The organism is Acinetobacter sp. LT1, from assembly GCF_059800965.1.
The window spans coordinates 22,053-47,152 of record NZ_JBBAXE010000009.1 but is presented as its reverse complement, the minus strand read 5'-3'; the positions used below and the strand labels follow the sequence as shown (position 1 = coordinate 47,152).

At 37.8% G+C, this 25,100-nt stretch carries 27 protein-coding genes; 10 read left to right on the top strand and 17 right to left on the bottom strand.

What is annotated here, in order from left to right; translation table 11 throughout:
- From WBW42_RS10610 to WBW42_RS10545, 14 genes are all read right to left on the bottom strand, one after another.
- A complete protein-coding gene (locus WBW42_RS10610; protein ID WP_005069536.1) occupies positions 1–609 on the bottom strand; it encodes a TetR/AcrR family transcriptional regulator in 609 nt (202 codons plus the stop codon).
- 36 nt (positions 610–645) lie between these two features.
- On the bottom strand, positions 646–1,419 hold the full coding sequence (locus tag WBW42_RS10605) for a TatD family hydrolase (RefSeq protein ID WP_017399499.1): 774 nt from the start codon (positions 1,417–1,419) through the stop codon (positions 646–648).
- 17 nt (positions 1,420–1,436) lie between these two features.
- Entirely contained in the window at positions 1,437–1,778 is a 342-nt protein-coding gene (locus tag WBW42_RS10600) for a PilZ domain-containing protein (RefSeq protein ID WP_002121335.1), read from the bottom strand.
- Between the two features lie 10 nt (positions 1,779–1,788).
- On the bottom strand, positions 1,789–2,769 hold the full coding sequence (locus WBW42_RS10595) for a DNA polymerase III delta subunit-related protein (RefSeq protein WP_032057020.1): 981 nt from the start codon (positions 2,767–2,769) through the stop codon (positions 1,789–1,791).
- A gap of 13 nt (positions 2,770–2,782) precedes the next feature.
- Positions 2,783–3,544 carry a 3-deoxy-manno-octulosonate cytidylyltransferase gene (gene kdsB, locus WBW42_RS10590; RefSeq protein WP_002121419.1) on the bottom strand — a complete coding sequence of 254 codons (762 nt, stop codon included), beginning with the start codon at positions 3,542–3,544 and terminating at the stop codon, positions 2,783–2,785.
- Between the two features lie 9 nt (positions 3,545–3,553).
- On the bottom strand, positions 3,554–4,564 hold the full coding sequence (gene lpxK, locus WBW42_RS10585; protein WP_002121338.1) for a tetraacyldisaccharide 4'-kinase: 1,011 nt from the start codon (positions 4,562–4,564) through the stop codon (positions 3,554–3,556).
- Between the two features lie 2 nt (positions 4,565–4,566).
- Positions 4,567–6,294, bottom strand: coding sequence for a lipid A export permease/ATP-binding protein MsbA (gene msbA / locus WBW42_RS10580; protein ID WP_002121388.1), 1,728 nt, complete (start codon positions 6,292–6,294; stop codon positions 4,567–4,569).
- A complete protein-coding gene (locus tag WBW42_RS10575; RefSeq protein ID WP_002121347.1) occupies positions 6,291–6,719 on the bottom strand; it encodes an ExbD/TolR family protein in 429 nt (142 codons plus the stop codon). Before WBW42_RS10575 ends, msbA begins: the two co-directional genes overlap by 4 nt.
- 15 nt (positions 6,720–6,734) lie before the next feature.
- Positions 6,735–7,370, bottom strand: a complete 636-nt coding sequence (locus WBW42_RS10570) for a MotA/TolQ/ExbB proton channel family protein (protein WP_002121473.1) — start codon at positions 7,368–7,370, stop codon at positions 6,735–6,737.
- A 50-nt stretch (positions 7,371–7,420) separates the two neighbouring features.
- Complete coding sequence (locus tag WBW42_RS10565) at positions 7,421–8,308, bottom strand: ParB/RepB/Spo0J family partition protein (protein ID WP_002121476.1); 888 nt, start codon at positions 8,306–8,308, stop codon at positions 7,421–7,423.
- On the bottom strand, positions 8,305–9,087 hold the full coding sequence (locus WBW42_RS10560) for a ParA family protein (RefSeq protein ID WP_002121458.1): 783 nt from the start codon (positions 9,085–9,087) through the stop codon (positions 8,305–8,307). Before WBW42_RS10560 ends, WBW42_RS10565 begins: the two co-directional genes overlap by 4 nt.
- Before the next feature lie 21 nt (positions 9,088–9,108).
- A complete protein-coding gene (rsmG, locus tag WBW42_RS10555; RefSeq protein ID WP_032057021.1) occupies positions 9,109–9,741 on the bottom strand; it encodes a 16S rRNA (guanine(527)-N(7))-methyltransferase RsmG in 633 nt (210 codons plus the stop codon).
- Between the two features lie 87 nt (positions 9,742–9,828).
- Positions 9,829–10,518, bottom strand: a complete 690-nt coding sequence (murU, locus tag WBW42_RS10550; protein WP_032057022.1) for an N-acetylmuramate alpha-1-phosphate uridylyltransferase MurU — start codon at positions 10,516–10,518, stop codon at positions 9,829–9,831.
- Positions 10,518–11,531 (bottom strand): aminoglycoside phosphotransferase family protein, encoded by a 1,014-nt coding sequence (locus tag WBW42_RS10545; RefSeq protein ID WP_032057023.1) that lies wholly within the window; start codon positions 11,529–11,531, stop codon positions 10,518–10,520. Before WBW42_RS10545 ends, murU begins: the two co-directional genes overlap by 1 nt.
- A 120-nt stretch (positions 11,532–11,651) precedes the next feature.
- On the opposite strand from WBW42_RS10545, the gene WBW42_RS10540 reads away from it, so the two are divergent.
- Together WBW42_RS10540 and WBW42_RS10535 are read left to right on the top strand one after the other, a co-directional pair.
- Complete coding sequence (locus tag WBW42_RS10540) at positions 11,652–14,093, top strand: LPS-assembly protein LptD (protein WP_032057025.1); 2,442 nt, start codon at positions 11,652–11,654, stop codon at positions 14,091–14,093.
- A complete protein-coding gene (locus WBW42_RS10535) occupies positions 14,093–15,403 on the top strand; it encodes a peptidylprolyl isomerase (RefSeq protein ID WP_005069560.1) in 1,311 nt (436 codons plus the stop codon). Before WBW42_RS10540 ends, WBW42_RS10535 begins: the two co-directional genes overlap by 1 nt.
- Before the next feature lie 118 nt (positions 15,404–15,521).
- Here the strand turns inward: WBW42_RS10535 and fba are convergent, their stop codons facing one another.
- The 3 genes from fba to WBW42_RS10520 form a co-directional block, all read right to left on the bottom strand.
- Complete coding sequence (fba, locus tag WBW42_RS10530; protein ID WP_002121428.1) at positions 15,522–16,559, bottom strand: class II fructose-bisphosphate aldolase; 1,038 nt, start codon at positions 16,557–16,559, stop codon at positions 15,522–15,524.
- A gap of 121 nt (positions 16,560–16,680) precedes the next feature.
- Positions 16,681–16,926, bottom strand: coding sequence for a hypothetical protein (locus WBW42_RS10525; protein WP_004642615.1), 246 nt, complete (start codon positions 16,924–16,926; stop codon positions 16,681–16,683).
- Positions 16,927–17,049: 123 nt separating this feature from the next.
- Complete coding sequence (locus tag WBW42_RS10520; RefSeq protein ID WP_017386816.1) at positions 17,050–18,237, bottom strand: phosphoglycerate kinase; 1,188 nt, start codon at positions 18,235–18,237, stop codon at positions 17,050–17,052.
- Between the two features lie 138 nt (positions 18,238–18,375).
- On the opposite strand from WBW42_RS10520, the gene WBW42_RS10515 reads away from it, so the two are divergent.
- The 8 genes from WBW42_RS10515 to WBW42_RS10480 all read left to right on the top strand — a co-directional run bounded on the left by WBW42_RS10515 (position 18,376) and on the right by WBW42_RS10480 (position 25,078).
- On the top strand, positions 18,376–18,759 hold the full coding sequence (locus WBW42_RS10515) for a DUF2237 family protein (protein ID WP_032057029.1): 384 nt from the start codon (positions 18,376–18,378) through the stop codon (positions 18,757–18,759).
- Positions 18,759–19,352, top strand: coding sequence for a Maf family protein (locus tag WBW42_RS10510; RefSeq protein WP_032057030.1), 594 nt, complete (start codon positions 18,759–18,761; stop codon positions 19,350–19,352). The genes WBW42_RS10515 and WBW42_RS10510 overlap by 1 nt, the downstream gene beginning before the upstream one ends.
- Positions 19,353–19,382: 30 nt before the next feature.
- On the top strand, positions 19,383–20,546 hold the full coding sequence (locus WBW42_RS10505) for a ribosomal protein uL16 3-hydroxylase (protein ID WP_284105523.1): 1,164 nt from the start codon (positions 19,383–19,385) through the stop codon (positions 20,544–20,546).
- A gap of 351 nt (positions 20,547–20,897) precedes the next feature.
- Complete coding sequence (locus WBW42_RS10500) at positions 20,898–21,461, top strand: TetR/AcrR family transcriptional regulator (RefSeq protein ID WP_002121343.1); 564 nt, start codon at positions 20,898–20,900, stop codon at positions 21,459–21,461.
- Positions 21,462–21,929: 468 nt separating this feature from the next.
- Positions 21,930–22,241 carry an ArsR/SmtB family transcription factor gene (locus WBW42_RS10495; RefSeq protein ID WP_002121379.1) on the top strand — a complete coding sequence of 104 codons (312 nt, stop codon included), beginning with the start codon at positions 21,930–21,932 and terminating at the stop codon, positions 22,239–22,241.
- A 408-nt stretch (positions 22,242–22,649) separates the two neighbouring features.
- On the top strand, positions 22,650–23,852 hold the full coding sequence (gene sstT / locus WBW42_RS10490) for a serine/threonine transporter SstT (RefSeq protein ID WP_002121409.1): 1,203 nt from the start codon (positions 22,650–22,652) through the stop codon (positions 23,850–23,852).
- Positions 23,853–23,857: 5 nt separating this feature from the next.
- Entirely contained in the window at positions 23,858–24,538 is a 681-nt protein-coding gene (locus tag WBW42_RS10485; protein WP_002121399.1) for a YoaK family protein, read from the top strand.
- Between the two features lie 3 nt (positions 24,539–24,541).
- Entirely contained in the window at positions 24,542–25,078 is a 537-nt protein-coding gene (locus tag WBW42_RS10480; RefSeq protein WP_002121466.1) for a DUF2058 domain-containing protein, read from the top strand.
- Positions 25,079–25,100 lie beyond the last annotated feature (22 nt).

Genomic DNA, 25,100 nt, shown 5'->3' with positions numbered 1-25,100 from the left:
CTAAGCATATTGCTCAACAGCTTGTTTAGGCAAGGCTAAAGCCTGATCAATATAAGCCACTCTTAAAGTGTCTCTTGAACCTAAATATCGTTGATAAAAACTTGAATTGAGAATAGCTGCCGCACCATGAGTTAATGACCAAATAGAAGCAAGATAATCTCGTGTAGGCATACTGCTTTGAATAGATTCTAGGTAGTGGTCTGTCATACGAATGATAATTCGCAATCTCTGTTTACGCACTTGATAAAGTTCGTGAAAAAGATGATGTACGCCTTGAGCAGTGATTGAGAGTTTTTCCTCAATTTGATGGAATAAAACTGTTCGCTCAGGATGATGTAAATGATGCAACATGAAAAAAGCCAAATGCTCTGGAAAGGCTTTTTCAGTATCTTGAACCATTTCAAGTAACATACGCTCATTACGAATAATCAACAGCATGTACAACTCATCTTTACTTTGAAAGTGTTTGTACAAAGTTCCTTTTGCTAAATCAAGCTCAGCAGCCAAGACATCGAGTGTCATTCCGGCTTCGCCATTTTCTAGCAATAATTGTTCCGCAACCTGAAATATTAATACTTCTCTTGCTCGGAACTGAGCCTGACGATCCATCTTCACGCAATTACTCTCTTATATAGTTTCTATAACCTAAATCGCTTTTAGCAAGTTCTCAAAATTTTGTGAGGTGATCATTGCAATTTCCTCAACCGATTTATCATATACATCACTGAGCGCTTTGGCTACATAAGGCACGTATTTTGGTTCATTTGTTTTACCACGATATGGGACAGGTGCTAAATATGGGCTATCTGTTTCAATTAAAAGACGATCTAGTGGGACCTGTTTAGCTACATCGCGCAAATCCTGTGCATTCTTAAATGACACAATACCGGAAAAAGAAATGTAATAACCACAATCAAGCACAGCTTTAGCAGTTTCCCAATCTTCGGTAAAACAATGCAGGATCCCATGGGTTGATTGTTCAGCACGGATAATATCTACCGTATCATGCTTTGCTGATCGGGTATGAACGACAACTGGTTTTTTTAAAATTTTTGAAGCTTGGATATGTCTTGCAAAACACACCTTTTGCTCTTCAATAAAATCTGTACTGTGATAATAGTCCAGTCCAGTTTCACCTAAAGCCCATACTTTTTCTGATTGAGCCAATTCAATCAAATACTCAGTTGTTGCACGTGCCATTGTGTCCACATCCTCACAAGGGTGTACACCTACCGTATAACCAACATCTGCATGTTTATTTGCAATTTCAGCTAGTGCAATATGGTCATCGAGATCAACGGAAATTGCCATAAACTTAGACACTCCTTCTGCTCGCGCCGCTGCAAGCGCAAGGTCCAGATCACCGTTATAAGGCGTTAAATCTAACATCGTTAAATGGCAATGCGTATCAACAAACACTTTTCTTTCCTATTTAATTACATCGTATAACTTGGACGGTCTAGAGACATACTACCAGCCAAAACTCGTTCTGCCTCAGTTTTATAGTAAATTCCCTTATCTCCGCTTAACTGAATAGCAAAACCTTGAGGTTTAAATCCACTTTGCTTATGGGAGATCCAGATTACTTTGCCTGTTAGAGGAATTTTTTGAGACTGCTCAGGCAAAGTCGCTAAAATGAAAATTTCTTGTCCCATCTTTACCTTTTGTTTTGATGGTACGAATAGGCCTCCACCTTGCACATATCCCATATAGCTTGCTTGCAAAGTAGCTTTATCAGGAATATTTACCTGAATAATCCCCCCCATTTGCGGCTGCATAGTTTTCCCCTTAAATATTCATTAACGTTATAAATAATTGATCAATAATAAGTTGGCTTTGTACATTTTGTTCAACAAGCTTTTTTGCTTGCTGTAATTCACTATAAATATTAAATAAGCTTTCTAAATCATAATATGGGCTTAACTGATCAAAATCTAAATCAGTATTTTTCTGTGGTTGGTTTAGCTTGACACAAATTAAATCACCCAACAAGTATTCAAAAAGCATTATAAAATCATTAAAACTTAATTCTTTTTGCCATTTGCCTGAGAAAAATAAAGGCATATTTTTTTGAGCAACAATTTTAAGCCAATCATTTAAGAAAATTTGCCTTTTCGCAAACCAGTCACTTTGAGCAATTTCTATTGCTTGTAAAGGCATATCATTAGATAAGCCAAGCAGTAAATCAGGCTGCACTTCTGCAAGTTCAGATAAATACTCATTCAAATAAGAAGTAGCTTGCTCATATGAAATACGATCTAAAGCGAAATGTTGCAATCGGCTACGAATAGTGGCCGGTAGTTTAAGATAGTGATCAGCTAATAAAATTAAAACAACACGCTCGCCTGGTTCTTCTAAAGTCTTTAGCAAAGCATTTGAAGATGCCAAATTAAGTGCTTCTGCAGGCTCAATCACAATAACGCGCCAACCTTCTCCCGTTTGTTGTACGAAAGGTAGTAAGTCACGGATCTTTTCTATTTTAATTTTTGCATTCTGTTTTTTATTTTCTTCATCCGTTGTGATATGAACATAATTGGGATGAGTGTCTGATTTTAACCATTGGCAACTACTACATTCACCACAAGGGCCCTGCGGCTGCTTATTTAAACAAAGTACCCATGCCAAAAACTGCTTAGCAAAAGCATGTTTTCCACAACCTTGCTTGCCGTAAAATAAGAGACCATGTCCAATATTGGGAAACCTTGTTGTCAAGGTGTCCCATGTTGTTTGCTGCCAAGGATAAACCTTTGAAGTTACATTCGGATTCATTAAAAATTAACGCTTATTCAAAAGATTCAACAGGCATACTATTTAAGCGATCAAGATCAGCTTGAGTGTCCACACCTGGTGGTAAATTGGCTTCGGCTACAGCAATTGCAATTCGATGACCATTTTCCAAAACACGTAATTGTTCAAGGCTCTCCAACTTTTCAAGCTTCCCCATATCCCATGTTACGTATTCTTGTAATAAGTTCACTCGATAAGCATATAAACCTAAATGACGAAATGCTTGTGAATGTAAAGTCGGTTCATCATGCTTAGCCCCATCTCGATCATAAGGAATGGTAGCCCGGCTAAAATATAAAGCTTCATTTTGTTTAGACATGACTACTTTTACAATACTGTCACGCTGGAACTCATCTAAGGTATGAATCGGCTCACACAACGTAGACATTGAACAATTTGGTTTATCAACCAAAAGTTCTGCAACTTGCCGAACAAGTTGAGCTGGCAATAAAGGTTCATCACCTTGAACATTTACAATAATATCGTCTGCATCCCAACCCTTAATGCGAGCCACCTCACTTAAACGGTCTGTACCCGAAGGATGATCTGCACTGGTAAGAACTACATCAATTCCATCTGCACGGCAGATCTCAGCAATACGTTCGTCATCTGTTGCCACGCACAAATCATCAAAACCTTCGACTTTTTTTGCCTGATCCACTACACGTAAAATCATAGGACGGTTATGAATAAGCAACAATGGTTTACCTGGCAAACGCGAACTTGAGAAGCGTGCTGGAATGACGATGTGTTTCATTTTTTCTTCCTAAGATAATTGAATATCAAGTTCTTGCAATTGCATTTTTAAAACCTGATAACACTGTGTAGACAGCACAGCTGTAACAGGAACTACCCAAATAGATTGTTTAAATTCAGGATGTTTTTCAAGTAACGGTAATAGTTTAACTGCATCTTTTTCAGTTGTAATAAGTGGCAGCTCATCATTAAAAATTAAATCATTGATTGTGTAATCATGATGATCTTGAAAGGCATGCTCTTCGAATTGCTTCAACCCTAGATCTTTAAGGGTTTGATAAAACCGTTGAGGAAAGCCAATACCCACTACAGCATGATAATTATTCTCAAGATTAAAGCTTGGTTTAGAATTAGATAAAGGGTTAAGTAAATATGGCTGTCCTGTCTCGAGATACATGTTTAATTCTGTAGCAGGTTTATGAGTATGCTCAATCACTGTTCCAGTTTCTAAACGTTCAACAGGCTCTCGCAGATAACCTTCAGGTAATAGTTTTTTATTCCCTAAACCACGATTTTGATCCAGTACAATCCACTCGATCTGTCGATCTAATGCCCAATGCTGCAACCCATCATCACTAATAATCAAATCTATTTCTGATGACTCAAGCAATAACTCTATTGCGGCCTGCCTATTAGGACCTACTGCCATTGGTACACTTGTAGCCTGAACAATTAATGCTGGCTCATCCCCAGCTTGAGCTACTTGGCCGCCCGAGGTAACCAGCAGTGGAAAAGGACCATTACCCCCATATCCCCGACTAATTACCCCTACTTTTACATTATGCTGCTGTAGATAATTCACCAGTTGTATTAGCAAGGGAGTTTTTCCGCTTCCACCTACTGTGATATTACCTATAACCATCACAGGTACGGGCGCTTTATAAATTTGCTTAAAACCTGAATTATAAAGATTACGATTTAGTAAAAACCCAGCCCGATACAAGCAAGACAATGGACGTAAAGCAATCAACCAACTCGATTGTTTATTCCATGCATTCTGGATCAGCTGGACTAATGACATGCTTAGTTATCCTCGAAATTACGCTGATGTAATTGATAATAAGCACCATGTTTTGCGAGGAGTTCTTGATGAGTACCTTGTTCAACAATTTGTCCTTGATCCATCACTACAATACGGTCAGCATTTTCAATTGTTGATAAACGGTGAGCAATGACAATCGTAGTGCGGTCTTGCATCGCTTCATCAAATGCTTGCTGAATAAAATGTTCAGATTCATTATCAAGAGCACTTGTAGCTTCATCTAAAATTAATATTGGAGCATTCTTTAAAATTGCTCGAGCAATAGCAATTCGCTGACGCTGACCACCAGATAAGTTTAGGCCCTGTGCCCCTAAAACAGTATCATAACCATTTGGTAAATTCATAATGAAGTCATGTGCATATGCAGCTTTTGCAGCGGCATGAATTTCCTCATCTGACGCACCTTGCAACTGACCATACGCAATGTTTTCACGAACAGTACGATTAAATAATACAACTTGCTGATTTACCATTGCGATTTGGGTACGCAAACAAGAAAGATCAATATCATTAATTGGCAAACCATCTAAATAAATTTGCCCACTTGATACCTCTTGGAAACGTACCAACATATTAACTAATGAGCTTTTACCAGCACCTGAACGTCCAACTAATGCTACAGTTTGCCCAGGAAGAATATCTAAAGAGAAATCTTTAATAGCCTGTACGCCATCAGCATAATTTAATGCCACATGATCAAAACGAATTGCACCATTTAGTTTAGGTTTCAACTGACCGTTATTTTGCTCTTCAGGCAAATCTAATAGTTCAAAAACAGAATGAGCTGCTGCTAAACCGCGTTGTAACTTTTCATTAACATCAGTCAAGTTTTTAACTGGTTTTGCTAATAGACCAGCAGCTGTAAGGTAAGCCACGAACTCACCAGCACTAGTATTACCTAAAATCTGTGGTCGTAAAGCTAACCATACAATAAGGGCCATCGCACAAGCCATTACTACCTGAACCACAGGGCTATTCAGGTTTTGTACAATTACCATTTTTAAACCACGTTTTAAGTTTTCTTCTGATGACTTATAGAACCGTTCTTGTTCAGACTCTTCACCAGCAAAAGTTTTTACTACAGCATTACCATTGATACTCTCTTGAACAACGTGGTTCACATCACCCATTGTATCTTGAACCTGTAATGAGAGTTTTCGCATACGTTTTGAAGCTTTACGTACCAATACACCAATTACAGGTAAAAATACAAAAACACATAAAGTAAGACGCCAATTGGTATAAAACAGATAGCCTAATAATCCCAGTGTAATCATCCCATCCCTAACGATGACTCTTAATGACTCCGAAGAAGCTGCTGTTAGCTGCTCAACGTTATACATAATCTTGGCAGTAATATGGCCAGATGAATTATCTAGGTAATATTGTGCCGGTAGTCTTAAGAGTTTGGCATAAACTTCTTGGCGAATACTAAAAACCAAACTACGTGAAATCACCGCAGTATAGTAACCTCCCATAAAAAGGCCTAAACCACGGAAAAAAACCAATAAAATGATTAATAATGGGAACCAATCCAAATCACTTCTACTGCCACTTTGGATTGCATCAATAATAAATTTAATCAATTTAGCAACGGAGACTTCTGTTGCTGAGTTAATACCGAACCCGATAAGAACTAATAAGGCCACGCCCCAATAAGGTTTTAAATAGGCTATGAGACGCAAATAAACCTTAAAATCTTGATTCACTCAGAAAAACCTCTAGAAGGAACTTTGGTACTAATATTGATGTTAACAAAACCGAGTTGTCCTGCTACATCCATAACGCGAATTACATCCTGATGAGACGCTTTGGCATCCGCAGCAATGATGAACATAAAATCACGGCGCTCTTGAGCAACTTGCTTAATCGCAGTACTCAGATCAGCAACCTCTTTAGACGAAAGTGCCTGACCATTTACAGCATAATGACCAGAAGAGTCTACCACGACTTCAATTTTGTGATCGTACTGTTTTGGTGGAACACCTTGTGCATCTGGTAAAGTTAAATTGAGGCGACTTGGCTGATTAAAAGTAGTCGATAGTAATAAAAAAACTAAAATGAACAACAAACAGTCAATCATAGGCGTTAAATTGATATGAATGTCTTCAACCTTAGAACGTTTAAATTTCATCTGGCTATTCACCCATCACCCAACACGACGATGTTCTGCTATAGACGAGGAACGTTTATAGAACAATGAGGCATGAAATAAAGTCGATTGCTGTTCTAGGTCAGTAATATAATCTTGTACTAATCTTTGAAAATAGCGATAAGCAACTAAAGCAGGAATCGCAATTAACATTCCCACAGCTGTAGTAATAAGCGCTTTAGAAATACCCGGAATCATTAAACTTGGACTACCAGCCGATCCAAAATCAATCACAAGAAATGATTCAATAATTCCCACCACAGTGCCAAGCAATCCCAGTAACGGCGCTACAGCACTTAAAGTGCCCAAAAAATTAATATTTTTTTCTAAATAAGAAATTTCTTGAGAAGCTGCAACTTCCATCTGCGCACGTGCAAATTGCTCACCATGCTCACGATGATCAAAACCTGCTTTTAAAATGTGAGCCAATGCACTGTTTTGCACTTCTACATTTTGTTCCAAATTTTCCACAATATCTTCAGTTCTTAACGAACTATCATCAATTAATGCTTTGGGTAGAACTTGTGAACGTCTTAACCGAACAAAACGTTCAATGCTGATCGCAACAGTTAAAATTGAGCACAGAATTAAAGGCAGCATCAACCAGCCACCCGCTCTCACAAGTTCCCACATATCTTCTTCCCCAAGAATATAAAATTAGAAATATATGACCCAAATACAAATTAATTAGGCAAACAAATATTTAAAATGCCATCTAACTCATCTAAAGTATGGTAATGAATAACAAGCTTACCCTTACCTTTTTGATTATGATCAATTTTCACATTAGCGCCAAAACGCTCTGATAATTTTTGTGTCAATTGTTCAATATCAGGTGCTACAGGTGCTTTTTCCTTCTCCTGCTTAGGCTCACTTCTATCACGCACCAATTGCTCTGTTTGACGAACAGATAGTCCTTTTTCAATTACGATTTTAGCAACGTCTAATTGATCTTTACCCTTTAACGTCAAGATAGCTCGAGCATGCCCCATATCAAGCTGGCCTTGCTGCATGAAATCTTTAATTTCATCCGCCAAACTCAACAAACGAAGTAAATTACTTACGGTAGTACGTGCTTTCCCTACTGTGTCAGCAATTTCTTGATGGCTCAAACCGAATTCATCATGAAAACGCTGCAAGGCTATAGCCTGATCAATCGGATTTAAATCTTGACGCTGAATATTCTCAATAAGTGCTAATGCAATGGCAACCTGATCATTTAAATCACGAACAATTGCAGGAATTTCAGTTAAACCCGCAAGTTGCGCTGCACGCCAGCGTCGTTCACCAGCAATGATTTCGTATGGATGTGATTCATCATCAACTGGACGAATTACAATAGGTTGCATCACTCCATGTTTTTCAATAGAAGATGCTAACTCTTGCAAATCATGCTCATGAATAAAGCGACGTGGTTGATATTCACCACGTTTCAATAAATTTACATCAATTTGTTTCAACTGTCCGTGGTCAAGTGCCTGTGCTTCCAGCTGTAATTTTTCTTTTTGAATTGAACCAAGTAATGCATCTAAACCACGTCCTTTAGCCAATCCGCGTTTTTTGATGCTCATACTTTACTTCCTTTCTTTACTTTACTTTTCTTCAACATCTCAGCTGCAAGATTTAAGTATGCAACTGCACCTTTAGAACTTTTCTCAAAATATATAACAGGCAAACCATGCGCCGGCGCTTCTGCTAAGCGAACATTACGCGGAACGACAGTATCATAAAGTTTTTTTCCGAAATACTGTTCTAACTCAGCAGATACATCACGTGTTAAAGCATTTCGTGCATCGTACATTGTACGTAATACACCAATAATCTCTAAATCAGGATTTAATGCCTTTTGAATACGATCTATAGTCTGGGTTAAATCAGCTAAACCTTCTAGCGCATAATATTCGCATTGCATTGGAATGATTACACTATCTACAGCTGCCAAAGCATTGACAGTAATCAAACTCAAGCTTGGCGCACAATCCACAATGATAAAATCAAATGAGTTTCGGATTTCATTCAAAGCATTTTTTAGAATGAATTCACGGCCCTCTTGTTCTGCAATAGCAAGCTCAACACCGGAAAGTTCACGATTAGACCCTAAAACTTTATATCCAACTTCTGCTTTTTGAATGGCCGTTTCAATTGGTACTTCACCAAGTAGAACATCCGTAATGGAATACAAAAGATCGTTCTTTTGAATACCAGACCCCATCGTAGCATTACCTTGTGAATCCATATCTACAAGTAATACACGTTTCTTTAATACAGCTAGAGACGCTGCAAGATTTACTGCAGTCGTTGTTTTACCAACACCACCCTTTTGGTTTGCAATCGCAATAATTTGAGCCATGGTAACCCTAATACTTTTTATTTAAATACGTTGAAGTAAAAGTAAATGACGTTGTTCATCAAGTCTTGGTACGCGCAGCTCAATCACTTTACATGAAAAGTCCTGATTAAGTTGCTCAATTTCCTCAACTGGCACAACTCCTTTCATTGCTGCAATTATACTGCTCTGATGCAAGTATGGCTGAGCTGCATCCACAAAATCCGTTAAAGAAGCAAAAGCGCGACTTGTAATCACATCAAATTGACCAAGCTCATCAATTGTATCTTGATTTTCAACACGTGTTTGCACGGCTACTACGTTTTTTAACTTAAGGTCAGCAATAAACTGTTTCAAAAAACGAATTTTCTTACCATTCGAATCAAGCAATACACATGAGCGTTCCGGCTGACATAAAGCAATGATCATGCCCGGCATACCACCACCTGTACCTACATCAAGCAAACGGCCTGTTGGCAAATCTTTCAAAATACTTAGGCTATCTAACAAATGCTTCACTAACATTTCTTTCGGATCACGAATCGCTGTTAGATTATAAGCTTTGTTCCAAAGTACCAAAGCATCTTGATACTTCAACAATAATGTCAAAGCTTCATCGCTAAGCGATAAACCTAATTTTTGACTACCCTGTTGTAACTCTTGAAAAAACGGATGCATAAACAGATAACATCTAAGTAAAATTTAAAACAAAGTATACCCATTTATGCATCGTGGAACACTAGTTAACGATTAGGGATTACACACTTAATCGTAGAAGCCTTCACGAATTTGCAAATCTAGCTCCATTAAACGCTCAGGCGTTCCCACATCTACCCATGCACCTTTAAGCTTTTCACCAGATATTTTCTGATTATGCATCGCTTGCTTCAATAGTGGAGCTAAAGGACGCTTACCCGCTTCCAATCCGTCAAAAAGTTTAGGATGAATAACAGATAGACCACTAAAAGTGAGGTTTTCGCCCGTCACATCTTGATCGAATGTAAAAGCGCGCCCATCCAATAATGTAAAGTCGCCTTCAGGATGCTGTTTAGGATTATCAACCAACACAAGATGTGCCAAATCATCTTTTAGCTTAATATGGCGCAGACCTTCAAAATTCATTGTGGTCCATACATCTCCATTCACCAGAATAAAAGGATCTGTTCCAAGCAGTGGCAAAGCATTAATAATTCCACCAGCTGTTTCTAACCCTTCATCCTCTCGTGTCCAACGGATATCCACACCAAATTGAGAGCCATCACCTAAACTACTGATGAGCTTGTCGGCCAACCATGCAGAATTGATGACTATTTCAGTCACACCAATTTTCTTAAGTTTTTCAATATGCCACACAATCAGGGGTTTACCACCCACCTCGAGCAAAGGCTTTGGTGTATATAGCGTAAGTGGACGCATACGATTGCCCAAGCCAGCAGCAAGAATCATTGCTTTCATTATGCTGCTACCTCATAGCTACCATATTTCTCGATAAATTTAGGCATCACGATGTTATTCATAAATACCATAAACTCTTCAAGCTCAGGGTAACCACGGCTTTCTTCAAGCAAATACCACATGACACGTGGTAAATCCTTCAAATAACCTGACTTACCATCACGTTCAAACAAGCGAACAAAAATACCTAGAATTTTAATATGGCGCTGGATCGCCATTAAATCTGCATCACGTTTAAATTGATCAAAACTACGGTTTTGTTTAGTCGACGCTGGCAACAGGTCATAAAACACTTTAAACCATTGATAAACACGATCAGCGTTCCATTGAACATATGCATCACGAGTAATCGAAATTAGATCATATGTATCAGCGCCAATAACAGCATCTTGGAAGTCGATTACCCCTAATTCTTGCTCATCGGTAATTTTCATCAAATTTCGACTATGAAAATCTCGATGTACAATAACTTGCGGTTGGGCTAATGCAGCGTGAGCCAAGAAGTCAAATGCATTATCAATCGTTTTTTTCTGTTCAGCAGTCGGCTGAATAGAAAGCGACGGCAACATCCAGTCTGTGAGTAGCTGCATTTCCGACATTAATTTTTCGTAAGAATAAGCTGGGAACTGATTAGTCCCGTCAATAGATTGCAATTGAATAAGTTGTTTAAAACTTTGTTCGTAGTATTTATCAACAGTTTCATTAGTTAATAATGTCGACAAAAGCACATCACCAAAGTCTTCTAACAATAGAAAACCTTGAGCCAGATCTTTCGCGATGATCTGAGGCACACGTACGCCATGGCTCGCAAAAAACTCGTCAATGGTCACAAACGGAACACAGTCTTCTTTTTCTGGAGGGGCATCCATGAGCATATACGTTTTATTTTGTAACTCGATACGCGCATAACGGCGGAAGCTTGCATCACCTGCTAAAAAAGCGATCTTAAATTGATCATTTTCAAGAACAGATGTAAGCCATGTATATATCAATTGTTCACGTTGTGTATTCATTTGCAATAAAATCTAAAACAAGCTGAGATTTTTGAAGGGTTAAGTGTAGCCACTTATAAACTTTTTCTCTATGATGCGACAATAATTAATTGTGAATTAGCATACTTGGTTAATGAGACAATGAAGCATCAGTTTAAATTTAATCCTTTAGCGACAGCTATTTTTACGCTCTTATGTGGCTCCATACAATCAAGTTATGCTGAGTCAACTGATGTTGTCTCCAATATAGACAATAATCAACTTAAAGCGAGCATCAAGGAAGCTTACCCAGGTCAAGAATTCTTTCAACAATATTATGTTGATAAATCTGCACCTGAAGCTCAGCTTCGTGACAATAAATATTTAAGCTCGGCATTTTGCCAAGGCACATGGGTTACACCGATTAACCCTGAGACCAAAGCTTTAGATGCCGACAAAGCGACTTCTGTCGTTACTGCTAACTACGGACATTACAACCCAGCGGGTGATTCTGTTTTAGAAGGTGATGTCGTTATTGATCAGGAAGGACGCACAGTTCGTGCTGACAAAGTAACGATTGATAAGACCCAAACCTTTGCGCATGCACAAGGTCGAGTACAGTTAGCTCAAGGCGGGTTACTTTCACAGAGTGATGAAATTAATTACAACCTAAAAACCCAAACCGGGAATTTAGACAATAGTTTTTATATTTCTGAACAGCAACATGCCCATGGTCATGCAGGAAAAATCGAAAGAACCTCACCAAACGTTATGGTTCTTAATGATGCAACCTATACGACTTGCCCACCAGGCCAAAAACCTAGTTGGAAAATCCAAGCCAATAAAATTGAGTTAAATCAGGAAACTGGACGCGGCGTAACTCGTGGAACAAAATTATATGTTAAGGACGTTCCTGTTCTAGCTGTTCCCTATTTTAACTTCCCGATTGATGACCGCCGTACTACAGGTATCCTCAACCCACAATTTGGTTTCTCAAACGATGGCGGTGTTGAGCTTTCTGTTCCGGTTTATCTAAACCTTGCACCTAACTATGATTTGACACTTACTCCGCGATATTTAGCAGACCGCGGTGCAATGCTAAAAGGTGAATTTAGATATTTAACTGATGGCTTTGGTGCTGGGGAAATGTGGGGTGGCATCTTGCCATCTGACAAAGGTTATGATGACAAAGATCGTAAAGATTTCCATTTTTTACATAATTGGGATATCAACGACCAGTGGTCTACTAACCTCGAATATAACTATGCATCAGATAAAGATTACTTCTCTGACTTAGATAGCAGTCCTAACTCTAAAACAGATCTTAACTTACGTAGAGCTTGGGAACTTAATTATCAACATGGTATTCCGGGTTTAAAAGCACAGCTTAAGGTCGAAGATTTTCAGACACTTGATCCTCTAGTTAAGGATGCAGACAAACCATATGCACGTTTACCACAATTCTTATTAAATTACGTCACTGGTAATCCACTAGGACTACAATACGAATTTAATAACGACACTGCTTACTTTAAGAAATCAATTAATGATGATTCTGCTCAAGAAAGTAGTGGTACACGTATTTATAACCAGTTCGCAACACGTTATAACTACCGTACACCCGCAGCTTTTGTGATTCCTGAAGTCTCTGTACGTTCTATTCAAACGTTCTATGATAAGGACAGTATCGCATCTCAAAATCTAGATGGTGGTTCCGAAAATAAATCAGTCGTTGTACCTCAATTCACGTTAGACACTGGACTGAACTTTGAACGTGATGGTAAGTACTTACAAACACTTACGCCACGTGCTTTCTACGCTTACGCTCCATACAAAAATCAAGATGGTTATCCTAACTTTGACTCAACCACCGCATCAGTAAGTTATGATCAATTATTTAACCCTTACCGTTTTTATGGTCATGACCGCCTTGAAGACAACAACTTTTTATCATTGGGTGTGAGTTATAGCCTCTTTGACACAGTAGGTTTAGAACGTTTACGTGCAAGCGTAGGCCAAAGTTACTATTTTGAAGATCGACGTGTCACTTTAAAACAAGGTCAAGACGAATTTGACACCGAGCGTAACACTGGTCCTGTTGTTAGCCTATCTAGCCAACTTAATCAAAACTTTACCATTGCTGCCAACTCAGCTTGGATGTCGAATGGTGACAATGCTCAACGTGACTTCCAGCTTTACTATACAGGTGATAAAGGAAATCTATATAACTTAGGCTATTTCTATCGTAAAGACATTCCTGGTCGTCAAGACACTTATGACCAAGTGGTTGCATCGTTTATACAACCAATTAAAGACAATTGGCGTATTATGGGCCACGTACAATATGACATGGACAATGATGTTGCCCGTGAACTCTTGTTAGGAGTTAACTATGAGTCATGTTGCTGGGGTATTTCTGTCTATGGCCGTTCATACTATAACGATCTAGACGATCCAAAATCTCCAGATGTTAGTGAAAAGCGCGCGATCATGGCCGAAATTACATTAAAAGGTTTAGGTGGTTTAAACAATAAACTCGCGTCTTTACTTGAAAATCGCGTTTTAGGTTTTAACAAAATTAATCAATCTTGGACACAACGTTAATGAAGACAAAGCATCTTAAACAGTTTTTTAAAGCAACTACACTTGCTGCCCTAATCTCTTCATCAATGCATAGTTTTGCCCAACCCGCTGATGAAGTTGTGGCAATTGTGGACAATAGCGTAATTTTAAAAAGCGATCTTCAACAAGGTATGGCTGAAGCAGCTCATGAACTGCAAGCTCAAAAGAAAGAAGTGCCACCTCAGCAATACTTACAGTTTCAAGTATTAGATCAACTCATCTTGCGTGAGGCACAACTTGAACAAGTTAAAAAATATGGCATCAAACCTGATGAAAAAAGCTTAAATGAAGCAGTCTTAAAAGTAGCAAGTCAATCTGGAAGTAAAAGTTTAGAAGCTTTCCAGCAAAAGTTGGATGCTATGGCACCCGGAACTTATGAAAGTTTACGTGGCCGAATCGCTGAGGATTTAGCGATTAGCCGTTTGCGCCAACAACAAGTGATGTCTCGCATTAAAATTAGTGATCAAGATGTAGAAAACTTCTTAAAATCACCTCAGGGACAAGCTGCGTTAGGTAACCAAGCACATGTAATTCATATGCGCATTTCTGGTGACAATGCACAAGAAGTTCAATCTGTAGCTCAAGAAGTTCGTTCAAAGCTTGCGCAAAGTAATGATATAAATGCTTTGAAAAAACTTTCAACTGCAAATGTAAAAGTTGAAGGTGCTGATATGGGTTTCCGCCCACTGTCTGATATTCCTGCTGAACTTGCAGCTCGTATTACTCCATTACAAGATGGTCAAACGACTGACTTAGTTTCAGTACGTGATGGTGTACATGTTTTAAAGCTTCTTGAACGTAAACAAAATGAGCAAAAAGCTTTAGTACCTCAATTTCAAACCCGCCACATTCTCATTCAACCATCTGAAGTAGTCACTCTTGAGAATGCTAAGCAAATTATTGATAACATCTATAAACGCTTAAAAGCTGGTCAAGATTTTGCAACACTTGCAGCAACCTATTCAAATGACACAGGCTCAGCACGTGATGGTGGAAGTTTGGGTTGGGTAACACCTGGAATGATGGTTCCTGAATTTGATAAAAAAATGCAGGAAATTCCTGTAGGTGAAATTAGCGAACCTTTCCAAACTCAATTCGGCTGGCATATCTTACAAGTAACAGATAAACGTGAAAAAGATATGACGCATGAATATCAAGAGCGTATGGCACGTCAAATTTTAGGTGAACGCCAATTTAACACTGAGATTGATAGCTGGTTACGTGAAGTACGTGCAAATGCATATGTAGAAATCAAAGATCCAAGTCTAGACAAAAAGAACTTACAAAAGTAAGTCTTTTTCTCTCCATCAAAACCTGTGTTTATCACAGGTTTTTTTATGAATGAAATGTATGTAATAAAAAACCGGTTATATAAATAACCGGTTTCTATAAATTAAACCCTGACGGGAATTATTTATAGCGATCAACCATTTTCTCTAAAGAAATCGGACGAATCTTGTCAGCATTTCCAGCTGTACCAAACGCTTCATAACGATCAATACAAATTTGCTTCATTGAATCTACAGTTTTAGCAAAGTATTTACGTGGATCGAATTCAGCTGGGTTTTCAGCCATAAACTGACGAATTGCACCAGTAGATGCTAAACGTAAGTCTGTATCGATATTGATCTTACGCACACCATGTTTAATTGCTTCTACAAGCTGCTCAACAGGTACACCATAAGTCTCTTTAATATCACCACCAAACTCATTGATTACTTTCAACCACTCTTGCGGCACAGAACTTGAACCATGCATAACAAGATGAGTATTTGGTAATGCCGCATGAATTTCTTTAATGCGGTCAATTGCTAAGATATCACCTGTAGGTGGACGAGTGAACTTGTAAGCACCATGTGAAGTACCTACAGCAATCGCCAATGCATCTACATTAGTGTCGGCAACAAACTGAGTCGCTTCTTCAACAGAAGTAAGAAGTTGTGAGTGGTCAAGTACACCTTCAGCACCAACACCGTCTTCTTCGCCAGCCATACCAGTTTCAAGGCTACCTAAACAGCCAATCTCACCTTCGACAGAAACACCACATGCATGTGCTAAAGCAACAACATTACGAGTTACATCAACGTTGTATTCGTAAGAAGTAGGTGTTTTACCATCTGTACCTAATGAACCGTCCATCATTACGGAACTAAAGCCAAGCTGAATTGAACGCTGACAGATATCAGGGCTTGTTCCATGGTCTTGATGCATTACCACTGGAATATGCGGCCATTCTTCAATTGCAGCCAAAATAAGATGGCGTAAGAATGGAGCGCCTGCATATTTGCGAGCTCCAGCTGATGCTTGAACAATTACAGGTGAATTGGTTGCATCCGCGGCAAGCATAATTGCACGCATTTGTTCTAAGTTATTTACGTTAAATGCTGGTACGCCGTAGTTATGTTCAGCAGCGTGATCCAAGAGCTGGCGCATTGAAATGAGTGCCATAATATCCTCCCAGGTAGTGCGGCTTATTCTACCCTGTCATTTATTTCAATTCAGCAACAAATCACAGTATTTCAAAAAAAATCCCTGCATTTGCAGGGATTTTTTAACAAAAAACAACAAATTAATGTGTTTCTGAAGCAGCAGCCTCACTTGGCGCACTACCTTCAACCACATCTGTATTCTTTTCATCTAGAACTGGCTTATCAATCGCATCAATTGCTGCTTGTTGCTCAGGCGTTACTTTTTCAGAAACAGCAGTAGATGCAGCTGATTCTTGCCCCGCTTGAGATGCTTCATCTTTCTTAGCACAAGCAGTCAACATCATCGGTACAATTAACACAGCAGCAAATGTAAGCTTTAAATTCATCACTATTTTCCACAGTTGGTGATTTAATGCTCGACATTTTATTGCAGATATATGACAGTTTAATGACTTATCAATGAAAAAGGGATTGGTTACCCAATCCCTTCTTATTTCTATATAACAGTATTAAGCACGTTCAAGCAAAGCAGCAACTGCTGGCAATGTTTTTCCTTCAACAAACTCAAGGAATGCGCCACCACCTGTAGAAATATAACCAATTTGATCAGCTACGTTATATTTATCAATCGCAGCTAATGTATCTCCACCACCAGCAATCGAGAATCCTTCCGATTGAGCAACCGCAAGAGAAAGTGCTTTGGTACCTTCACCAAATTGATCTACTTCAAATACGCCTACTGGACCATTCCAAAGGATCGTTTTTGATGTTGTTAAAATATCAGCAAATGCTTTAGCTGTTTCTGGACCAACGTCTAAAATCATATCATTTGCAGTCACATCTTCTACTTTCTTCACAACAGCTTGAGCTGCTGCTAAAGAACCTAAGAAATCTTCAAAATTAATTTGCGATGCATCAGCAACTACAACATCTGTAGGGAGTGGAACACTTACTTTAGCAGCAATTTGTTTAGCAGTTTCAACCAAGTCAGCTTCATATAATGATTTACCAACGTTAAAGCCAGCAGCTGCTAAGAATGTATTTGCAATACCGCCACCAACGATCAGTTGATCACAGATACTAGAAAGTGAGTTTAAAACATCGAGTTTAGTTGAAACTTTAGAACCAGCAACAATTGCAACCATTGGTTTTTCAGGAGTTTGCATTGCACGGCCTAGTGCATCTAACTCAGCAGCCAACAAAGGACCAGCAGCAGCAACTGGAGCGAAACGAGCTACACCTTCAGTAGATGCTTCTGCACGATGAGCAGTACCAAATGCATCCATAACAAATACGTCACATAGTGCAGCATATTTTTGAGCGAGCTCTGGATTATTTTTCTTTTCGCCATGGTTAAAGCGTACATTTTCAAGCAATACAACTTGACCAGCTTCAACTTCAACGCCTTCTAGATAATCTGTTAATAATTTAACTTCTTGGCCTAATACTTCTGTTAAATAAGCAGCGACTGGTGCAAGTGATTGTTCTGGCTTTGGTTCACCTTCAACAGGACGACCTAGATGTGAACATACCATCACTGCTGCGCCTTTATCTAAAGCAGCTTTAATAGTTGGTAATGCTGCACGTAAGCGAGCATCGCTAGTAATCACACCATTTTTGACAGGAACGTTTAAATCTTCACGAATAAGGACACGTTTGCCTGTTAAGTTAAGGTCAGTCATACGCTGAAAATTCATGTAAAGCTCTCTTTATGATTTTAAAAACGCGCCAATTTTAAATGATTACATCAAAAAAGGTTAGTTTTTTTGCATAAAAGCTGTAGAAAGCCCCAGTTTTGATTATGATAGAGGTAGTTATTTGATATTTCACCCATTATGTCTATTCATCCAGATCCACAAATCAATCGCTTAAATGTTTTAGGGGAACCTTTAGCAAGTTGTTGCTTTGACCCTATTACGGGCTATTTTAGAAATGGTTTCTGCCACACAGCAGTAACAGACCTTGGTCAGCACACCGTATGTGCACAAATGACCTCTGATTTCTTAAATTTTTCTCAAAAAATTGGTAATGATCTTATTACTCCTTTACCAGAAGTAGGCTTCCCTGGCTTAAAACCGGGTGATTTCTGGTGTATCTGCGTAACTCGCTGGGTAGAGGCTTATCAAGCTGGTGAAGCGCCTCCTATTAAAATACATGCATGTCATCAAGCTGTATTAAGCTATGTACCTTTACATGTATTAATGGAATTTGCAGTGTAATGGTTCAGCCACAAATTATTTTGGCTTCGAGTAGTCAAACTCGCAAAGACTTAATGGACCGTCTTGGAATTAATTATATTTGTATTAGTCCCGATATTGATGAAAGTCCTCGCGATGAAACCCATGCCGATGAACTTGCAAAAAGGCTCGCTTTCACAAAAGCTCAGGTGATTGCTGAACAGAACCCATCAGCCATCGTTATTGGTTCAGATCAAGTTGCTTGGCGAGAACATGCTCCGCATGACTTTATTGGCAAACCGATGACTAGTGAAAATGCTAAAGCACAACTAGCCGAAAATTCTGGTCGAACTGTTTTTTTTAGTACAGCGCTTAGCGTGCAATGGCTCGATAGAAACTTTGAACAAACGCTCGTTGAACATTATCAAGTTAAATTTCGAAACCTGTATCAAGCTGAAATTGAACGATACGTTTTATTAGATCAACCACTACATTGCGCAGGTAGCTTTAAGTGTGAAAGTTTAGGAATTAGCTTGTTTGAAAAAATGATAGGCCTAGATCAGACCACACTTATGGGTCTTCCTATGATTCAACTTTGCCATATTTTAAGGCAACTTGATCTACAAATTCCTTAATTCTAGATATTTTATAAATAGGTTATTTCCATGACAGAACCTTTAACAGTTTTAGGCGGTATTACTGCCGAGCAATTTTTAGCAGAGTATTGGCAGAAAAAACCTTTACTGGTGCGTAACGGATTACCAGAAATTATAGGTCTTTTACAACCTCAGGATGTGCAAGAACTTGCCTTGGAAGAACATGCAAGTGCCAGACTGATTCGCCAAAAAGATAAAAATCCAAATGAATGGCACGTAAAGTCTTCACCTTTAACCAAAGGTGATTTTCAAAAGCTACCAAAATTATGGTCAATTTTAGTACAGGCAGTAGATCACTACTCTTTTGATCTTTCTGAACTTTGGAAAAAATTTCCTTTTATTCCTCAATGGCGCCGCGATGACATTATGGTGTCTTATGCGCCTAAGGGTGGTTCAGTTGGGAAACATTTCGATTTCTATGATGTGTTTTTAGTTCAGGGTCATGGTCATCGTCGCTGGCAGCTAGGTCAAAGGTGCGATGCAAATACTGCATTTGTACCCAATCAACCATTAAGACTTTTGCCAGAAATAGATGTGCAATTTGATGAGGTTTTAGTACCAGGTGATTTACTCTATGTTCCTCCTGGAATGGCACATTATGGGGTTGCTGAAGATGACTGCTTAACTTTCTCATTTGGCTTTCGCATGCCAAACGTTGCAGGAATGATGGAACGTATTAGTGATCAATTTTCAGCCAATACTTTACTTCAAAATCCTGTTGTAGATATCGCACGCACACAAATGAGTCAAATTGGTGAAATTAGCTCAACTGAACTAAGTTATCTAAAAGAATTAGTTTTAGCTCAGTTGCAAGACTCTGCAGCACTTGATGCAGCAATCATGTCTTATATGAGCGAACCTAAATATCCAGATAATATTCCAGAACCTGATGAGATCGAAGCCGATGATCTTCAAGAGATCTTACATGAAGGTTATGAAGTTCTATTAGAACCTGCCTCTCGCCTACTTTATACAGAAAATAACGGAATTCTAAACTTCTGGGGAAATGGCGAAGCGCTATGTATAGCTGAAACTTTCGCACCAAAATTAAAAGCTATTGCTGATGGAGAAAGCTTAGCTTTCGATAGCGAATTTAATGAGCTTGAAATCCTTGAAAATGTTGCTTACTTACTCAATGAATCTATTTTGATGCTTTTGCCACCTTCAGAGTAAGAAACTTAATAAAAGTGGACTTTTCAAAGCAACGGGAAGTCCACTTTTAAATTGGCCGACAAACTCAAAAATAGATTTGTTTTTTGTTTATTAATTTCCTTTTTAAATTTTAAAGCGACTTATCGCAAAAATATTGAAGTTAAAAGATTTTGAAAAAGGAAGTATAATTATTTAAATATATAGCCTAGAACCCTTTACCTTTCCCTTAAAAGTAAAACTTCAGCGTTTAAAAAAATAATATCTTTTTTCTATCAATAACAAACAATACCTTGTAAAATTAAATTATCTAGATTCTCATTGATAAAGATCACCGTTCAAGCTAATAGCAATTCATTTGTGAGAGGCTAAAATATGTCGAAAAAAGATGACATTATTAACACCGCATTAAGACTTTTTAACTCGTATAGCTATAATTCAATAGGTGTAGATCGCATCATTAATGAATCTGGCGTTGCAAAAATGACTTTCTATAAGCATTTTCCATCAAAAGAAAAATTAATTGAAGAGTGTCTACTTCTTCGAAATACGCTTCTACAAAACTCTCTTACTTCTGCCTTATCAAAACATGATGAGTTAGACCCTCTTGCGAGAATTAAAGCAGTATTTTTATGGTATTCCGACTGGTTTAATAGTGAAGATTTTAATGGCTGCATGTTTCAAAAAGCCTTGGAAGAGGTTTTAAAACAATATCCTTCAACACATCAACCTGCCACTTTGTATAAAGCTTGGTTGACCCAACTCATGCAAAATCTTCTTAACCAGTATGATGTAAAAGAGCCAGTTCCCCTATCTTTACTACTCGTTAATATTTTGGAAGGTATGACCATACAGGCTCAAGTCGAACATGGTTCAATAAAAATTAATGATTACTGGACTCGAGTAGAAAAATTAATCGATTTCGAAAGAGCAGCATAAAAATAAAGCGTGATATTCTTCTTCTTATATTTAATGATTCTTCTTATGTATCACGCTGCGTCTGAAAGTCATTTTGGTTCACAATTAGACGTTTTTTTCGACCTTACTGAACCAAAATATACAGACCTGTCTGTACAAAACAGATTATATATTTAAAAAATAAAAACTCAATCCTTTTTTATGATTTGTCTCAAGATAAATTAGATTTAACTATTTATTGAAAGCAAATTGAAATTGTTTTAGGTTGACTTCGTTTCACTTATACTTAACAATTACACTTATAACACAAAGCAACATTTTAGACACAAAAGAAATACAAATAGTTGTTTTTAATTAGAAAGACTACTTATTTATCAATTCCTCTTATATTGCTTTTCAACAAAAACAATTGGATTGATTAGTTTTGCTACATTCATTTCTTTAAGATCAATCTATACTATGCCCGCTATATTGATATAGGTATAAAGTATGAAAGATGGACTCCAAATCGAAGAAATGAAAAATGCGGCTGATTCAGTCGTTGGAATTCTTAAATCTTTGGCTAATACAGATCGTTTATTAATTTTATGTCACTTAGCTTATGAGGAGTTAAATGTTTCTCAAATTGAAGAGAAAACCCAAATTACCCAGCCCACTCTTTCACAACAACTTATGATGCTACGCAAAAGTGATGTTGTATCAACCCGTCGTGATGGCAAGCAAATTTTTTATTCAATTAAGGATGACAATATGCATTCAATTTTAAATACGCTTCATCAGCTGTACTGTGCAAGTAAATAATATTTTTTAAATTATAAATTTATAATAATAGTAGTAACTTCCTGAAATATGCGATTTTTCAGCTTGAAAGCTTAGAGTCCAATCCAAGCACAAAGTTTTGAAAATTCGCGTAGCTTTTCTAAAAAGCTCAACCATATTTAACTTTTTGCCACCCTATTTTCTTTAGCCTATTCCATGCTTTCACAGCTTTTTGATATACCTAGTTTTTTAATGAGCAATTAACAAGCAAAACCACCAACTATAAAATTAAAAATATTAAATTAAGACCAATAAAAACAATTATTTAATATTACCATTAAGTATAAATACTTATAGGTGCTATAAAAAAGCTTAAGATTCACATCACTTAAGTATAAAATACTCCGCTTGTTCAACCTTTAGCCATGATTAGGTTAATAAGGCCTTTATATGCTTGCATTCTTTTCTCGATTAAGCTTAGTCACTAAGATTATTATCGCCATTATTCTAGGGATAGGCGTTGCATTACTATTTCCGAACGTTACGCCTTACTTAAGTTTATTTGGTGAGCTTTTCATTAAAGCCTTAAAGTCGGTTGCCCCTATTTTAGTTTTTGTATTGGTGCTTTCTTCTATTGCCAACTTCCAAGTGGGTCATAGCGCCAATTTACGCCCAGTTTTACTACTGTACGTTATAGGTATGTTGTTAGCCGCTTTTAGTGCTGTTATTGCAAGTTTATCTTTTCCAAGCACTCTTTACCTCAATACGGTTTCTCATAATAATTTACAAGCGCCTGGTAGTCTCGCAGATATATTAAAAAACTTGCTTTTAAGCTTTATTGCGAACCCTGTTCAAGCAATTAGTGAAGCTAACTTTATTGGTATTTTAGCTTGGGCAATTGGCCTAGGTTTAGCTATGCGCCATAGTTCAGATACCACAAAACAAGTGATGCAAGATGTTTCACATGCTGTAAGTGCTATTATTCATAAAGTAATTGCTTTTGCACCAGTCGGTATTTTTGGATTGGTTGCAGTGACCTTTGCTGATGCTGGTCTTGCGACGCTTGAGAGCTATGCACACTTATTAGTGGTGTTATTAGGAACAATGTTATTTGTTGCCCTCGTAGTGAACCCTATTTTAGTAGGTTTAACTATCCGTGGTAATCCATATCCATTAGTTTTTAAATGTTTAAAAGAAAGTGGGATCACTGCATTCTTCACACGAAGCTCAGCAGCAAACATTCCAGTTAACTTGGATTTAGCAGAGCGTTTAGGTGTTAACCCGTCTACAGCTAGTGTGTCTATTCCTTTAGGCGCAACAGTAAATATGGCAGGTGCGGCAGTAACGATTACTGTACTTACATTAGCAACCGTCCATACGCTTGGCATTCATGTTGATTTAGCTACAATGGTTATTTTATCAGTTGTTGCGACTGTATCAGCTTGTGGTGCTTCTGGTGTTGCTGGCGGTTCTTTACTTCTGATTCCAGTAGCTTGTAGTTTATTTGGTATTTCATCAGAAGTAGCAATGCAAGTTGTGGCCGTTGGTATGATTATCAGTGTATTGCAAGACTCTACAGAAACAGCCCTTAACTCATCTACAGATGTATTATTTACCGCAGCTGTAGATATTCGCTCTAAGCAAGCGTCTTAAACAAAATGCCATTTCAACGTCTACCAAACTGGTTCCAACTTGGAGCCTTTTTGCTGGCATTTAATGCCGGAATGATAAATGTATTAGGGTTAATTACTCTTTTGCATCAATCTATTTCACATATGACTGGCAACGTTAGTATGCTGGCTATGAGTTTGGTAGAGTGGCAACCAGAACATATCATTTTTTTACTTCTGGTGATTATTTGTTATGTTTGCGGTTCATTTTATAGTGGTTTTATTTTAGGTAGCAGTCATTTTCGACTAGGTCGTCGTTATGGCTTACCTTTGAGCCTTGTTGCCTTATTCATTTTCCTTTGCTGGCTATTGCTTCCTTATTTTCCACGCTATGGATTATTATGGGCTTGTACGGCAATGGGGTTACAAAATGCGATGGTAAGCCACTACAAAGGAACGATTATTCGCACTACTCATCTATCTGGTGTGCTGACTGATATTGGTTTAGCACTTGGATATAAAGCTAGAGGCTTAATTGTAGAAAATCGACGTATTGTTTTACATTTACTTATTCTTGCTGGCTTCCTGCTGGGTGGAATTCTTGCCGCTTCAGTACATCCATATTTGAAACTACAATCATTTTTATTGCCAGCAATTTTAAGCTTAGCCTTAAGTATTTCTTACTGGATAGTTTATCTCTATAGTACTTCAACTTCACAAAAGGACTAAGACATGGTTAAAAATGCCTTACAAGCACAGCTATTAAAAGCTGGTTTAGTTGATAATAAAAAAGCAAAAAAATTAACAAAGCAAGCTCATCACGAACAACGTCTTGGGCTAAGTAATGAAGCTGAAATCAAAGCAAATATTGAAAAAGCTCAACAAGAAAAGTTAGCTAAAGATCAGGCTTTAAATTTAGAAAAACAGAAACAGCTTGAAGAAAAAGCACTTAAAGCATCAATCATTCAGATGATTAAACAACATAAAATTACTGATTTTGCTGGTGATGTGGCTTATCAGTTTATTGATGAAAATAAAATCAAAAAAGTTTATCTATCTCAGCAAGTTTATAATGCACTTGTTGCAGGTAGCCTAGTTATTGCTAAAGATCAAGATCAATACGCCTATCTTCCAAAAGCTTTAGGTGAAAAAATTGATCAAAAAATGCAAGGCTTCATTTTGATTAATAATGCTGAGAAAAACGAACAAGCCACTGATGAGGAAGATCCATATGCAGCATATGTTATTCCAGATGACTTAATGTGGTAATACGATACTTAGGCCTTTATGA